Genomic DNA, 15327 nt, shown 5'->3' with positions numbered 1-15327 from the left:
TGACTTGCGCTTGCCTCATGCCATGTGGTTTTTTTTAGTGTTTCCCCAGTATGCCTAAGATCTAGCGGATATGCCAGCGTGATAACCCATGGTTCCGTGATGTGGAAAAGAACTCAAAATGACGAGCCTTCTGAGGAGATTCAATAGAAAATGTAGGCATATTGACTGTGAATAATCGGAATCAAATCATGACGACATCGTCTAAAAAAAGTGCAAGCGAAAAGATTGCGTCGTTTGTTGTGAACTTTGATCCGGCCGTCATTTCACCTGCCTGTCGTCACATTGCGGCGCGGGCCGTGTATGACACACTTGTCTGCGCACTTGCTGGAGTCAATGAACCTGCATCGGTTTTGTGTTTGAAATATGCGCAAAACCATACGGCCCCCCGCATGGCGACTGCTTGGGCAACGGGAGATCGTCTGTCGATTGAAATGGCGGCACTCGTCAATGGCACCACTGGTCATGCGCTTGATTTTGATGATGTTTCGTCGCCCTTACGGGGTCACCCCACTGTCGCTATCATTCCTGCTCTGTTAGCACTCGGAGAGAGTATTGGTGCACAGGGGTGCTCTGTGATTGATGCGTATGTTGTCGGGTTCGAAGTCACTTTACGCCTAGCGCGAGCAATGGTCGATGATCATTATGCTCGAGGCTGGCATTCGACCGCCTCTGTCGCGAGTTTTGGTGCGACGGCCGCTTGTGCATATTTGCTCAAGCTCACTCATGCTCAAACGGTGCACGCGCTGGGTATAACCGTTTCTCAAGTCGCTGGGACGCGACAAAATTTCGGCACAATGTCCAAGCCTTTGCAAGCAGGTCAAGCCAATGCGATCGCTTTGCGCGCCGTGTCCTTGGCGGAACTTGGCTTTGATGCGTCTGTGCAGGCGATGGACGGAAAGCAAGGCTATACCGCACTCTACGCCGATGCGCTTGATATACACGCTCAGCTAGATGATCTGGGTTGCGTACCTTTAGAAATAGAGCGCAGCGGTATTGAAATTAAAAAATATCCGCTTTGCTACGCCACACATCGCACGATTGACGGATTGCTGGATATCTTAAGTGAGTATTCGATCACGCTTAATGACATTGAACGTGTCGACATTCAAACCAATTTTCGGGCAACGGTTCCACTAATTTACAGTCAACCAAAAACGGGATTGGAAGGGAAGTTTAGTATGCAATACGCAGTCACCGCAGCTTTGCTAGACGGTGTGGTGTTGCTCAGTAGTTTCGATGACGCTGCAGTGCAGCGACCGATTGTGCAATCATTCTTATCACGGGTGCATGTGACCGAAGGGACACCACCGATGTTTCCCCGTTGGGCGAACATCAGCATTCAGCTGCGTGATGGAAGAGTGATTCAAAAACGTGTTGAACGCTTACGCGGAAGTACAGAATATCCGCTGAGTGATGCGGCGCTCGTCGAGAAAGGGAAAGATTGCTGCGCTTATGGCGGCGGTCATGTATCCGCGACAGATTTAGCTTACAGCTGCTTTGCACTTGATCAACTGCCCGTCAGTGGCTTGATTGCGGTACTGACGGAGCAGAGGCGTGTCTGACTTTAAGCAAGCGGCAGTGTAAAGACATTTTTGGAACCAGGACGTGCGAGCATCTTGGCATACCAAGCCTCAATATGCGGTCTAGATTTTGAGGGCAGATTGAGTCCAAACCAGCGGTGAATTTCGCAAGCCATTGGGATGTCTGCCATGGTGAGTGTTTTGCCAGCGACATATTCGGTCGTGCTCAAATGCGCCTCAAATCTGTCAAGCAAGATTTCTGTACCAGCAATTGATGCTTCTACTTTTTTCATGTCGCGCTCAGCTTCTGGGACACGGATGAGTTGCCAGAAAGCATCGCGACCAGAGGGGCTAAACGTGGTTTGTTGCCAGTCCATCCAGCGCTCAGCGTTAAAACGCGCTTGCAAGTCGCTTGGATATAAATTTCCTAGAGAGTGTTTTGCGCAGAGGTAGCGCACAATGACGTTTGATTCCCACAGGGTAAAGTCACCTTCAACGAGTGTTGGTACGACAGAGTTGGGATTCATGGCGATGTATTCGGGCGTTTTTGTGACACCAAAAGCACCACCTGCATCGATACGCTCAAACTCTAGGCCAAGCTCTTGCGCAGTCCAGACAGCTTTGCGAACGTTGATAGAGGTAATGCGTCCCCAGATTGTTAACATTTTTTATTTTCCCAAGTAATGGTGACTGATGGTGACTGATCGTTGATAGGACTATTTTATAAAATCAATGAGTGTGTTGAAGTCAGGAATCGAAACAGAAATTCGGTCTGGTTGTTCGCGCCATACGACTTCAGGAAAGCGTTGCTGGGTGAGCACTAGACGTTGTTTGACTGCGCTGAGATTTTTTGTGCGCAGTGCGATCGCACCGAAAAAACTTTCTCTTGCTGTGTTTTCTTGAACGAGCTGTCCATAGCATTGCTTATATTGTGCGTGCGTGACAAAAACAAGCGAATACTTTTTAGCGTGGATACGCCATTCACCGCGAGTCCCTTTTTTCAAGATCCCTCCCGAAGCTAAAAGATATTTTTTAGCCTCAGCTGCTGGATCACTGGCTACAATCAAAAAAGCGGCAGTACGTATAGTTTTGTTGGCATGGGACTGCCATTCTTTGCGCCAGACAAGTTCTGGCGTGAGGTGCTGGCAAAAATACACGCGGCCTGCTGAATACGTTCCGGCCTCAAAGCGCGTGGTACGAAAGCTCGCTGCATAGGTCGCACCGTCAAGTTCAACCGGGCGAGAAAAGGCCTGTACGGGTTGGACGGCGAGCCCCGCTTGCGTCAGCGCTTGGTAGGTCTGATCTGCATTGTTGGTTTGAAATACCAGCCCGTCGATTCCGATCGGGCTGTTCAAAACCTCTTGCCTCAGTTTGTCGGTATCCGTGGGTAATCCGACAATTTCGACATAATCATCCTCTAGCACGATCAAGTGATTGATTGAGCCCAAGGAGTGACGGCCACGTGGTGTGAGAGAGAAACCCAGCGACTCGAAAATCGCTTGGGCACGATCCATTTCAAAATGGACATTGATGACCGTGTGATCCAGAGCTAAGGCGAGGTTGGTTTTCATATGGGAGGTTTTTTAATCAGGGGATTAGAGTTTGAGCGTGGCAATTACGGGTGCATGATCTGAGGGTTGTTCAAGCGCACGCGGTCCTTTATCAATCACGCAAGCCGTGCAGTACGGCACCAGCGAGCCTGACAGCAGTACATGATCAATCCTCATGCCTGCGTTGCGCTTAAAGCCATTCATTCTGTAGTCCCACCAACTAAAGGATTTTGGTGGTTGATCAAACAGTCTAAAAGCATCATGAAAGTCGAGCTCTAAAAGAGCGTTGAGGGCCGCACGCTCAGGAGGAGAGACTAAGATTTGTCCCACCCATTTGGCCGGATCATGCACATCCTCGTCCGCAGGCGCGATGTTGTAGTCGCCGAGTATGGTGATGAAGTCGTGAGCGGATTTTTCTTGTGCAAGCCAATTCTCAAGGGCTTTAAACCAAGAGAGCTTATAGATGTATTTCTCGCTATCGACTGCCTGACCATTTGGGCAATAGGCACAAATCACACGTATGGAGCGATCTCCAAAGGGAAGTGTGACGGCAACAATACGTTGCTGGGGATCCTCGAAGCCTGGAATATTGCGAACAATATGCTCACCGGGTTGGCGGGAGATGACGGCGACGCCGTTGTATGTTTTTTGTCCGGTCCACGCGGCGTGATATCCAATCTCGGTAAAAGCTTCCAGAGGAAACTTGTCGTGATCGAGCTTAAGTTCCTGTAGGCAGAGTGCATCGACTGGATTTGCGGATAACCAGTCGAGCACTTGGGGCAGGCGAACTTTGAGAGAGTTGACGTTCCAGGTAGCGAGTTGCATGGCGCAGTTTTAAATGGCGAATTGCCGATGTGCCAGATTCTAAACCGCTATTTACCCGTATAGATGCGCTTTACGCGTTTTACGTTGCATAGAAGCTCATAGGCGATCGTATTGGCATACTGTGCGACTGTGTTGATGTCTATTTGACGCCCCCAAAGCTCGACTCGACTGCCGATTCCCGCCTCAGGAAGTGAAGTTAGGTCGACGTTGAGCATATCCATTGACACCCGTCCGATCAGCCGCGATGGCTGGCCATCGATGGCAACGGGTGTCCCAGTTGGTGCACTACGGGGGTAGCCATCCGCATAGCCTAGGGCAACGAGCCCGACCCGAGTGGGTCGTTCTGCGATAAACGTGCCGCCGTAACCAAGGGCCTCTCCGGGTTGGAGTGTTTTGACAGCAAAGACTTCGCTTTGTAAGCACATGACAGGCAAAAGTTTATGTTCTGGATGTTGCTCGATGTACGAGGGCGGTAGTGGGTTTGCGCCATATAAAAGGATGCCGGGTCTAGCCCAATCCCGTTTTGCGCTTGGCCACGCTAACACTCCTGCTGAGTTACACAAGCTGCGTGCCCCCGGTAAATGTTGCGTGGCGAGCTCAAAAGCCTCAATTTGCTTTGCAGTTGCGGCTTCGTCTGGCTCGTCAGCCCGGGCAAAATGAGACATAAGGGTAATCGAAGCGACCGCAGGACATGCCGCAAGCCGCACATGTGCCTCGGAGACTTCGCTCAGTGCAAAGCCTGCGCGATGCATCCCGGAATCGACTTTGAGCCATACGTGGATGCTCGCAGAGGGGAGGTCGCAGCCAGCTAACATATTGATTTGAGAATCTTGGTGAACGGCCACCCAAATGCTATTGGCGGAGGATTCTTGGAGCTCCTGAGTATCAAAGCACCCTTCGAGCACGAGAATAGGGCGGGTGATACCGGCTTGCCTAAGCTCAAGCGCCTCGCTCATCAGCGCAACTGCAAAACCATCCGCGCTATCTGCGAGTGCTTGCGCGCAGGCAACCGCGCCGTGCCCATATGCATTCGCCTTGACAACTGCTAATGCGCGTCCTTGATGAACGTGTTTAGCGATGAGATAGTTTTGGCGCAGCGCTGCCAGATCAATTAAAGCTCGAGAAGGTCGTGTCATTCGTTTGTCGCAGTTTCTGTCGGGTGAGTGCGGCTCCTAGGCAGGTAATGCGATAGCGCGCGCAGCGAAACCAGAGTGTGCTGCACGATAGCGATTGACCGCAAGACCTTCGGTGCTGATTTCAGGGCTCTTTCCTGTCAAGATGTCTGCAATCAGCTTTCCCGATCCACAGGCCATTGTCCATCCTAAGGTACCGTGCCCTGTGTTGATAAAGAGATTACGCAAAGGACTCGCGCCAATAATTGGAGTGCTGTCTGGTGTCATGGGGCGCAAGCCGGTCCAAAAAGAGGCTTTTTTGACGTCACCGCCCGGAAACAGATCTGTCACGACTTTTTCGAGCGTGGCGCGACGCTTTGGGTTCAGTCGGAGGTCAAAGCCACTGAGTTCAGCCATACCGCCTACTCGAATGCGCTGATCAAAACGTGTCACAGCGACTTTGTAGCTTTCGTCGAGTACGGTGGACTGCGGTGCGAGGCTTTCGTCAATCAGAGGAACGGTTAAGGAATAGCCCTTGACCGGATAGACAGGCAGATCGATGTTCACAGGCCCCAGCAAATCTCTGGAGTAGCTGCCCAGCGCAACCACATACCGATCTGCAACAAGTGTTTCTTGACCGACTCTGACGCCTTTGATGGAGTCGCCTTCTTGAAGCAGTTGATGAATGTCCTTACCGTACATGAACTTGACGCCGAGTGACTCAGCCATGGCAGCGAGTCGGGTGGTAAAGAGATTACAGTCACCGGTTTCATCGTTAGGGAGTCTTAAGCCGCCCACCAAAAGATTCGTTGAGTTTTTTAAACCGGGCTCGACAGCAGTCAGTTCGTGTTGGGGAAGTAGCTCATAAGGCACGCCACATTCTTTTAAGACCTCAATGTCACGACTCGCTGCATCGAATTGCTCTTGTGTTCGAAATAACTGCAATGTTCCGGCCGTGCGTTGTTCGTATTGAATGCCGGTGTCTGCACGCAGGGTGTCTAGACAATGGCGACTGTACTCAGCCACACGCATCATGCGTTCTTTATTGATGACATAGCGCTCCGCTGTGCATTGACGCAACATGCTCGCCATCCACTTGAGTTGCCATAAGCTGCCATCTAGTCGGATTGCAAGTGGTGCATGCTCTTCAAACATCCATTTCAGCGCTTTGAGGGGAACACCAGGCGCAGCCCATGGAGAAGAGTAACCAGGCGACACCTGACCCGCATTCGCAAAGCTTGTCTCGTTTGCTGGGCATAGCTGTCGGTCAACGACTGTGACCTCTGCACCTGCTTTTGCAAGGTAGTAGGCTGTAGTTGTGCCGATGACGCCGGCGCCTAAAACGACTACTTTCATGGTCAAAACCTCGTTATTCAGGGAATAACTGAAGTTTAGAGATAGGTTGGTAGTGTTTTTTTTTGATTTTTTTCTTAAAAATTCTATAAATCACTTTTTTTGTTGCTTTTTGTCCAATTGGACAGAGAAAATCAACTAATTGCAGTATTTGTTGAATTGATGCGATTAATCGTTTGACTGTGATTGCTTTCACACGTAAACTCAATAGGCAAGATTCTCAAGCGACGCGGTTTTTGTACCTAGGCTGTCGCCCTTAATGGTAAGCAGTGGTGTCTATCCCTTCCTTGATCATCTAGCACGCTGGGCGTTTTTGCCCGATTTTTATATTTATCAAGGAAGTTCGAAATGGCAACTGGTGTCGTGAAGTGGTTCAACGCCGAAAAAGGTTATGGTTTTATTATGCCTGACGGCGGCGGCAAAGATTTGTTCGCTCACTATTCAGAAATTCGTTCGAGCGGTTACAAAACCCTCGAAGAAAATCAGAAAGTCAGCTTTGAAATTGGTCAGGGCGCTAAAGGCCCAAGCGCGACCAACATTCAAGTGCTGTAATTCTGCACTGACAGCGTCTGATTATTCAGACGCATGTCATTAAGCCCTGTATCGCGCAAGTGATGCAGGGTTTTTTCTTGCGTAGTTTTTATCTCCATGTTTTTCTATAAGCGAAAAAAGATGACCTCTGCTTCTGTCCAGTTTCTGACCTCACGTCGTTCACAAAAACTTGTACAAGCACCTGGACCAAATCCTGAGCAGCTACAGCAATTGCTTGCGACGGCCGTTTGTGCACCGGATCATTCAGCTTTGCGCGCATGGCGCTTTGTTTTGATTGAGCAACAGAATATCGCAGCCTTGACAGATTTAGCGATAGGCGCCACTCGACGCTCTGGTCGAGAAGTGACTGAGCAAAAAGAGCAGAGCACTCGCAAATGGCTGTCTTCAGTACCGCTTTTGATCGGGCTCGCCTACAAAATTTCGCATGACAATGAAAAAGTCCCCGAGATTGAGCAAACGCTTTCAATGGGCGCTGCGGTGATGAACATCCAAAATGCAGCGCATATGATGGGTTTCTCGACATACTGGAGTACAGGTTTAGGGACTTACACCGATGAAGTGCCTGAAGCACTCGGACTCGATACGCTTGACTATCGCTTTGTTGGTTTCTTGGCTGTTGGGACGCCGAGTGTCAAGCTGCCGCCCGCCCAGCGTCCTGATCCTGCGACCATGACAACGACTTGGCAACCCTAAAAGTGCGGAATTAACTTGCGGCCTGAACGCGCTTAAGTCTGAGCGCGTTCATCACCACAAAGACGCTCGAGCAAGCCATTGCCCCTGCTGCGAACACTGGCGAAAGAAGCACGCCAAAGCCTGGGTAAAGGACACCTGCTGCAACGGGCACTAATGCTGCGTTATAGGCAAAGGCCCAGAATAAATTCTGATGGATATTTTTAAGCGTAGCGCGCGAGAGTTTGACTGCCGTCGCCACTCCCATCAGATTGTCAGACATTAATACGACCGAAGCCGCCTCAATCGCGACATCGGTGCCCGACCCAATTGCAATCCCCACATCTGCAGTCGCGAGAGCGGGTGCATCATTGATGCCATCTCCGACAAACGCAATCACATGCTTGTCTGCTCGCAGTTTCAATAACTGATCGACTTTACCCTCGGGTAACACTTGTGCGTGTATCTCGTCGATGCCGAGTTGAAAGGCAACGGCTTGCGCAGTGCCTGGGTGGTCTCCAGTGATCATGACGGTTCGGATCCCGAGTGTTTTCAGAGCGCTGATGGCCAGTGTTGCACTGGGTTTGATAGGATCGGAAACAGCCATCATCGCGGTCAGTTGACCATCAACTGCGAGGTAAATAGGCGTCTTGCCTTGTGCCGCCCATTGATCGGTCAGCGCAGTCTGCGCCTCAGTGCGAATGCCATGTGAAAACATAAAATGTTGAGCGCCAGCAAGCAGTGCTTTATTGGCAACGGTCGCACTCACACCAGCTCCGCTTGTGGCGCTAAAGTTGAGTGCGGCGGGTAAAGCAAGTCTCTCTGCGGTTGCCGCGGCAACGATGGCCTGCGCAATTGGGTGCTCTGAGTGCAGTTGCATGGCAGCTGTCCAACTCAGCACAGTCGCGCGGTCATGATGAGGATCTATCACCACCAGGTCAGTTAACGTTGGCTTGCCTTGTGTCAACGTGCCTGTTTTGTCAAAGGCAATGACAGTCACATCTCGCAGGCGCTGCAAGGCATCACCTTGACGAAACAGCACCCCCAGCTCTGCAGCGCGGCCGGTGCCCACCATGATGGACGTCGGTGTAGCAAGACCCATGGCACATGGGCATGCAATGATCAGCACGGCCACCGCGTTGACAAGTGCATAGCTCACACTCGGTGAGGGGCCCAATGCTAACCAAAGCAGAAACGTCAATAGCGCGCAAAGCATAATCACTGGCACAAACCGTGCAGTCACTCGGTCAACCACTGCTTGTATCGGCAGCTTTGCACCTTGGGCGTTTTCAACCATGCGGATGATCCGGGCCAGTACTGTTTCTGCGCCTGTATGCGTTGTTCGATACGAAAAACTTGTTGTCGTGTTGAGCGTACCCGCCGAGACTCGGTCACCTGTATGTTTCGTGACTGGGATGGGCTCGCCAGTAATCATCGATTCGTCCAGATAAGGCTGCCCCTCGGTCACCACACCATCAGTGGCCACTTTTTCTCCTGGACGAACCAAAATCAAATCTCCGGGCTTCACTAGGTCAATATTGACGTCGGTCGCGACTCCGTTCGCCAGCACACGCGCTTGTCTGGGCTGCAGACCCACCAGATGTTTGATGGCCGATCCTGTTTTTCCTCGCGCGCGCGACTCAAGTACGCGTCCAAGCAAGATGAGCGTCACAATCACTGCCGCCGCTTCAAAGTAAACGTGACGGGCCCCCTCTGGCAGCCATTCTGGGAAAAAAGTGGTCACCATTGAGTAGAGCCATGCACTGGAAGCGCCGAGCGCGACCAAAGAATTCATGTCAGGTCCGAGTCGCCAAAGTGCCGGAAAGCCTTTAGTAAAAAAACTTCTTCCTGGTCCCACCAGAATGAGTGTGGTGAGCAGGGCCTGCAACCACCAGCTGCGCTGCATGCCAATCGTGTCGTGGATTAAGTGATGAATCGGCGGAAAAAGATGTGAGCCCATTTCTAGGATAAAGACCGGTAAGGTCAGAATCAACGCCATGCTAAATGCGCGATTCAGTGCGTGTGCCTCTTGTTTTTGCTCTGCCGCGAGTCCATCCTCTGTTGCCTTGGCCCCATCAATGTAGGAGGCTTCGTAACCAGCCTTTTCAGAGGCCATGACGAGCGCAGCAATCATTGACTCTGGATCATTGACGGATGGTGTAAAAGTGAGGGAGGCGCGATGTGTGGCCAGATTGACATTCGCCTGTGCCACTCCGGGCACGCCTTTCAGGGCCTTCTCAACCCGTAGGACACAAGAGGCGCAGGTCATCCCCTTAATCGCCAGTTCGACAGGGCGGTCTGGTGTCTTTGGGGAGGTTTGTTCTAACATGGGCTGCTCATCACGCGATTTTGTTGCATTTTTACTTTAAGGAATTTCATCATGACCTCATTCCAAGTAATTGATATGACTTGTAATCACTGTGTGAAATCGATCACGACCAGTGTACACAGTGTGGCGCCAGAGGCGAGTGTTTTGTGTGATGTCGCGACGCACACAGTTACCGTATCAGGCACCCATGACGACAAGTTAGTGGAAAAAGCGATTAAAGAGGCTGGCTATACGCCTGTGCGTCAGTCTGTCACGAAATAACGTTCCGATTAATTAAAACTACCGTTTAATTGTTTATTATTTTAAAAAACTATCAATAGATTAAATAAATGCAATTGTACGAATTGATAGCTTATATTTATCATTTGCACATGTCTGATTACAGCCGTGATCAGGTCCAACCTTAAAAAAAGGATTTAGGCATGTTGCAAAATCGTCAAGGCCAGCGCGTTCCAAATGTAACGTTGCCAGTGCGCGTCGGAAATGAGTGGAAACAAGTGACGACGGATACGTTGTTCAAAGACAAAACAGTGGTGGTATTTTCTTTGCCGGGAGCTTTTACGCCCACATGTTCATCGACCCATCTGCCGCGTTATAACGAACTGGCACCCACAATGGCAAAGCTCGGTGTAGATAGCGTCATTTGTTTATCAGTCAATGACACATTCGTCATGAATGAATGGGCGCGCGATCAGGATGCTGACAATATTATCTTGCTGCCGGATGGCAACGCAGAGTTCACCAAAGGCATGGGCATGCTGGTCGACAAGACCAGCCTCGGTTTTGGTCAGCGTAGTTGGCGTTACTCAATGCTGGTCAAGGACGGAGTCATTGAAAAAATGTTTATTGAGCCTGAAAAAGACGGTGATCCGTTTGAGGTCTCTGATGCGGATACGATGTTGAATTACTTAGATCCTCATGCAAAGGCGCCTGATCAGGTGGTGGTATTTTCTAAAGTAGGTTGCCCGTTTTGCATTGAAGCGAAAGCATTACTCGCTGAGCATGGATACGCACCGATTGATATTCCTTTAGAAAACAAAGTACGTGGACGCGTGATTGGTGCGATTGCTGGTCAGGGCACTGTTCCACAAATTTTTATCAATGGCCAGCATATCGGTGGTCTTGATGCGTTGAAAGAGCGTTTCAAAATTGCTGCTTAATCAGTCAGTCATGCTGCAGCCGGTATTTAAGTCGGTGCAGCGATCGCTTCGTTACCGACGTGTCATCAAGGAATAATTATGCAAACGCTTCAGACAGATGTTGTCATTATTGGTGCCGGAACAGCCGGATTGGCCGCTTATCGAGCCGCGATCGCAGCAGGCAAACAGGCCCTCATGATTGAAGGTGGAGCCTATGGCACGACCTGCGCCAGAGTAGGGTGTATGCCCTCCAAACTTCTGATCGCAGCTGCTGAGGCTGCGCATGCCGCCAATCACACCTCTGCTTTTGGTGTGCATGTTGACGGTCCAGTGCGTATTAATGGTCGTGAGGTGATGGAACGCGTCAAGCGTGAGCGTGATCGTTTTGTTGGTTTTGTTTTAGAGAGTGTTGAAAATATTCCCGCTGAGCACAAACTCCGTGGCTATGCGAGGTTTATTGCGCCAGGCGTGTTGGCAGTTGATCAGCACACCGAAGTGCATACTAAAAGCGTCGTCATCGCAACGGGCTCAAGTCCTTCAGTGCCTCCGCCCTTTAAAGGTCTAGGAGATCGTCTCGTCATCAATGACGACGTCTTTTCCTGGGATGACTTGCCCAAACGTCTCGCAGTTTTTGGTCCTGGGGTCATTGGTCTTGAAATCGGACAGGCGCTGGCAAGGCTCGGTGTCACCGTGCGCGTATTTGGTGTCAGTGGTTCGCTTGCCGGCATGAGTGATCCTACCGTGCGTCAGGTGGCAAAAAAGATTTTTCAGCAAGAGTTTTACTTGGATCCTGATGCGCGTGTGCTCGACACTAAGCGCGTGGGTGATGAAGTAGAAATTCGTTATGTCGCGCTCGACAATACGGAAAAAACAGAGCGTTTTGATTATGCGCTGATTGCGACGGGGCGTAAGCCAAATCTTGACTCACTGGGCTTAGAACGGGCAGGGGTAGAGCGTCAGTTAGGAGCAATCCCCGCCTTCAATCGTGAAACGATGCAAATCGCCCAATTGCCCATTTTCATTGCAGGTGATGTCAATGGTGATGTGCCGCTTTTGCACGAGGCCGCTGACGAAGGCAAAATCGCAGGTGCCAATGCGGCAAACTTTCCAGATGTTCAGCCAGGTTTGCGCAGAGCAGGTCTAGGCGTCGTATTTTCAGATCCACAGATCGCACTGATTGGTCAGACTTTCGCCAAACTCAAACCGGGTGCATTCGTCACGGGTGAGGTCGACTTTACTAGTCAGGGGCGTTCGCGCGTCATGCTTAAAAATAAAGGTTTGCTGCATGTCTATGCGGACAAGTTGACGCGTCGATTTTTGGGGGCTGAAATGATCGGTCCCAGTGCGGAGCATATCGGGCATTTGCTCGCTTGGGCTGTTCAGCAGGAGCTCACCGTAGACAAGATGCTAGAGATGCCTTTTTATCATCCCGTGATTGAGGAGGGTTTACGCACGGCTTTAAGAGACGCACGTGACAAGCTTGACCAAACCCTCTCGCATCACGCGCCTGCCTAAAACAGCTGATCTTAGGATTTACCGGGCTTGGTGAGCTCAAGAAGCTGACGCAAGTCCTGAGTGACGACATCAACTTTTTCGGTGTCAGGCGCTAACAATCTCGCTCGACCGGTTTTGTCAAAAATAAACACACCGCGGCTATGCGTGACATCGTAGATTTTGGCATCATCGCCGGGCTTAGGCTTTTCAATCTGGTAGGCGACTCGGTAGCGGCGAGCGAGATCGGCAACTTGTTTTTCGCTACCTGTTAAACCGATTGCATTTTTATTGAAAGCATTCACGTAGGCTTGCAAGACATCAGGTGTGTCACGATGCGGATCAACACTGACAAAAATAATCCGTACGTCTTTAGCTTGGTCTCCAAGTTTTTCTAATACTTCGGTGAGCTGAGCCATCGTCGTGGGACAGATGTCTGGGCAGCTTGCATAACCAAAAAACATTAAAACTGTTTTATCTTTCAAATCTTTTTGGGTAATGATTTTGTTTCCTTCGCCCAACAAAGAAAACTTCAGGTCTGGCAAGTGACCCGACACATCATAGAGCGACCATTTTTGCGTTGGATCGGAGCAAGCCGTCAAGAAAACAAGACAACAAGTCATCACACTCGCGATCATTCGTTTCAAGATGGTGCAAACTGGTTGATTAAGCATACTCAACATAAAGCCTTGATGGTTTAAGTACGGATTGGCGTGGCTTCGTCGAGCATGCCGCTGTGCCTCAATAACGCATCCATCTTGGGCGGGCGGCCCCTGAAAGCATTAAACGACTCTGCGGCAGGTCTGGTGCCACCCACGGCAAGCACCTCACGGCGAAATTTCATCCCGGTGTCCGAGTCAAGTGCGCCGAGGCTCACGGCAGTTTGATGCGCTGAAGCTGCGCTGCGTGCCGCCGCCTCTTCAAACGCCTCGAAGGCGTCAGCTGACAGAACCTCTGCCCATTTGTAACTGTAATAGCCCGCGCCATAGCCACCCGCGAACAAGTGAGAAAAACTATGGGGGAAGCGGTGCCAGCTAGGTGGACGCACGACAGCGACCTCCTCACGAACTTGATCAAGTTGCGTGAGTACCTCGGCAATGGAAAGTCCTTGGCTACGATTGTGCAGTTGAATGTCAAACAAAGAAAACTCAATCTGTCTCACTGTCTGCATACCACTCTGGAAGTTGCGTGCAGCTTTCATACGATCGTAAAGCTCTTTAGGCAAGGGCTCTTGAGTATCGATGTGCGCAGTTAAGCGTTGCAACACTTGCCATTCCCAACAAAAATTTTCCATAAATTGCGAGGGAAGCTCAATTGCATCCCACTCAACTGCGGCAAAGGCAGAGACTCCCGGCTCATCTACCTCTGAAAGAAGGGCATGCAAGGCATGGCCACTTTCGTGGAACAGGGTAATCACATCATCATGCGTCAGCAAGGCTGGCCGGTCGCCCTGAGGGCGCGCAAAATTGCAGGTCAAATAAATAACAGGTGTCTGCACGGTCGATAAACGTTTGCGACGGTTGCGCTCACTGTCGACCCACGCTCCACCTTGCTTGCCTGAGCGAGCATAAAGATCCAATATCAAATATCCGAGAACTTCACCTGAATCATTTTGGACTGCAGCAGCACGAACGTCTTTATGCCAGCCGTTTAAATTGTGGGGTGTCAGTCGCACGCCAAACAGAGTCTCAATGACCTCAAACAAGCCACTTAATACGCGAGGTTCTGTGAAGTATTGTTTGACCTCATCTTCTGAATATGCGTAGCGCATTTCACGCAAGCGCTCAGAAGCATAAGGAATGTCCCAAGGCTGTAAATCAGTCAGGCCAAGTTCAGTCTTGGCAAATGCTTTTAATTCGGTGAGATCCCGCTCAGCGAAGGGTTTTGCTCGTTTAGCGAGCTGACGCAAAAAGTCCATGACTTCTTCAGCGCTATCGGCCATCCTAGTTTGCAGACGCAAGTCGGCAAAGTGCTGAAAACCTAATAATTGAGACTCTTCTGCACGCAAGGAAAGGGATTCCTCGATGAGTGGCGAGTTATCGAGACTGGTGTCGCCCTGGTCTGACGCGCGTGTCGCATAGGCTTGGTACATGGTACGTCGCAATTCGCGGTCGTGCGCATATTGAATGACAGGCAGGTAGCAGGGCATTTTAAGATTGAGCGTCCAACGCTCGTGATCGGCATCCTTGAGAGATGCCAATGTGTCCTCGGGGATGCCGTCCAGCCGCTTGATGTCTTCAATGACCAGTGACCAACGGTCCGTGGCATCCAGCACATTCTCAGAAAATTTTTGGGAAACTTGTGATTGCCTATCCGAATTCGCGGCATAACGCGTACGGGCGTCGCCCTGAAGTTCGACACCACTGAGCTTAAAGTCGCGTAAGGCCAGATCAATGACACGGCGCCTTGCAGGAGACCATTGCTCAAAGTCAGGCGCATGACGAAGTCGTTGATATTGTTGATAAAGCCCTTCGTGCAAACCTACCCAAGTAGAAAATTCGCTGATTGGACCCAGCATCTGGTTGTAGACATCCCGCAACTCGGGTGTGTTGACGACTGCATTGAGATGTCCCGCAATGGACCACGCGCGCCAAAGTGGCTCTGATGCGTCGTCAAGCGGCGTGACGACTGCTTCCCATGTTGGCGCCAAAGCTGGATCAGCTGCGACGGCGATGGCAGTTCGTGCTTTTGCGAGGAGTTGCTCGATCGCATCGCTGACGTGACTGGGGGTGATCGAGGCATAGTCGACCAACGTATCCATTGGGACCAAAAGTGGGTTCATCTGTT

15 protein-coding genes are annotated in these 15327 nt (G+C 50.7%); 6 read left to right on the top strand and 9 right to left on the bottom strand.

Annotated elements, in window-relative coordinates:
• The first annotated feature begins 188 nt into the window (after positions 1-188).
• Positions 189-1562, top strand: coding sequence for an MmgE/PrpD family protein (locus WBJ47_RS13040; protein ID WP_422243528.1), 1374 nt, complete (start codon positions 189-191; stop codon positions 1560-1562).
• A gap of 2 nt (positions 1563-1564) precedes the next feature.
• Here WBJ47_RS13040 and WBJ47_RS13035 read toward each other — a convergent pair whose 3' ends face one another.
• From WBJ47_RS13035 to WBJ47_RS13010, 6 genes are read right to left on the bottom strand one after another with little or no spacing between them, the layout of a single operon-like run.
• On the bottom strand, positions 1565-2185 hold the full coding sequence (locus WBJ47_RS13035; RefSeq protein WP_422243527.1) for a glutathione S-transferase family protein: 621 nt from the start codon (positions 2183-2185) through the stop codon (positions 1565-1567).
• 51 nt (positions 2186-2236) lie between these two features.
• Positions 2237-3091 carry a VOC family protein gene (locus WBJ47_RS13030; protein WP_422243526.1) on the bottom strand — a complete coding sequence of 285 codons (855 nt, stop codon included), beginning with the start codon at positions 3089-3091 and terminating at the stop codon, positions 2237-2239.
• Positions 3092-3115: 24 nt separating this feature from the next.
• Entirely contained in the window at positions 3116-3895 is a 780-nt protein-coding gene (gene xth, locus WBJ47_RS13025; RefSeq protein ID WP_422243525.1) for an exodeoxyribonuclease III, read from the bottom strand.
• 47 nt (positions 3896-3942) lie between these two features.
• Positions 3943-5031 carry an alanine racemase gene (alr, locus tag WBJ47_RS13020; protein WP_422243524.1) on the bottom strand — a complete coding sequence of 363 codons (1089 nt, stop codon included), beginning with the start codon at positions 5029-5031 and terminating at the stop codon, positions 3943-3945.
• 36 nt (positions 5032-5067) lie between these two features.
• Positions 5068-6363, bottom strand: coding sequence for a D-amino acid dehydrogenase (locus tag WBJ47_RS13015; protein WP_422243523.1), 1296 nt, complete (start codon positions 6361-6363; stop codon positions 5068-5070).
• 13 nt (positions 6364-6376) lie between these two features.
• A complete protein-coding gene (locus tag WBJ47_RS13010; protein WP_422243522.1) occupies positions 6377-6556 on the bottom strand; it encodes a hypothetical protein in 180 nt (59 codons plus the stop codon).
• 152 nt (positions 6557-6708) lie between these two features.
• On the opposite strand from WBJ47_RS13010, the gene WBJ47_RS13005 reads away from it, so the two are divergent.
• Both WBJ47_RS13005 and WBJ47_RS13000 read left to right on the top strand, forming a co-directional pair.
• Positions 6709-6912 (top strand): cold-shock protein, encoded by a 204-nt coding sequence (locus WBJ47_RS13005; protein ID WP_028816786.1) that lies wholly within the window; start codon positions 6709-6711, stop codon positions 6910-6912.
• Positions 6913-7032: 120 nt separating this feature from the next.
• A complete protein-coding gene (locus tag WBJ47_RS13000; RefSeq protein ID WP_422243521.1) occupies positions 7033-7605 on the top strand; it encodes a nitroreductase family protein in 573 nt (190 codons plus the stop codon).
• A gap of 10 nt (positions 7606-7615) precedes the next feature.
• Here WBJ47_RS13000 and WBJ47_RS12995 read toward each other — a convergent pair whose 3' ends face one another.
• Positions 7616-9910: a heavy metal translocating P-type ATPase gene (locus tag WBJ47_RS12995; protein ID WP_422243520.1), complete on the bottom strand. Its 2295-nt coding sequence runs from the start codon at positions 9908-9910 to the stop codon at positions 7616-7618.
• A gap of 51 nt (positions 9911-9961) precedes the next feature.
• On the opposite strand from WBJ47_RS12995, the gene WBJ47_RS12990 reads away from it, so the two are divergent.
• The 3 genes from WBJ47_RS12990 (at position 9962) to WBJ47_RS12980 (ending at position 12564) form a co-directional block, all read left to right on the top strand.
• Positions 9962-10171 carry a heavy-metal-associated domain-containing protein gene (locus WBJ47_RS12990; RefSeq protein ID WP_422243519.1) on the top strand — a complete coding sequence of 70 codons (210 nt, stop codon included), beginning with the start codon at positions 9962-9964 and terminating at the stop codon, positions 10169-10171.
• Positions 10172-10332: 161 nt separating this feature from the next.
• A complete protein-coding gene (locus tag WBJ47_RS12985; protein ID WP_422243518.1) occupies positions 10333-11070 on the top strand; it encodes a glutathione peroxidase in 738 nt (245 codons plus the stop codon).
• Between the two features lie 78 nt (positions 11071-11148).
• On the top strand, positions 11149-12564 hold the full coding sequence (locus tag WBJ47_RS12980; RefSeq protein ID WP_422243517.1) for a dihydrolipoyl dehydrogenase: 1416 nt from the start codon (positions 11149-11151) through the stop codon (positions 12562-12564).
• Between the two features lie 11 nt (positions 12565-12575).
• On the opposite strand, the gene WBJ47_RS12975 is transcribed toward WBJ47_RS12980, so the two are convergent.
• Together WBJ47_RS12975 and WBJ47_RS12970 are read right to left on the bottom strand one after the other, a co-directional pair.
• Positions 12576-13163 (bottom strand): SCO family protein, encoded by a 588-nt coding sequence (locus WBJ47_RS12975; RefSeq protein WP_424585326.1) that lies wholly within the window; start codon positions 13161-13163, stop codon positions 12576-12578.
• Positions 13164-13237: 74 nt separating this feature from the next.
• Entirely contained in the window at positions 13238-15322 is a 2085-nt protein-coding gene (locus WBJ47_RS12970) for a M3 family metallopeptidase (protein ID WP_422243459.1), read from the bottom strand.
• Positions 15323-15327 lie beyond the last annotated feature (5 nt).

Origin of the sequence: Zwartia sp., assembly GCF_049655405.1 — a bacterium.
In the GTDB taxonomy this organism is placed as follows: Bacteria; Pseudomonadota; Gammaproteobacteria; order Burkholderiales; family Burkholderiaceae_B; genus Zwartia.
This window is presented reverse-complemented; position numbering and strand designations above follow the sequence as displayed.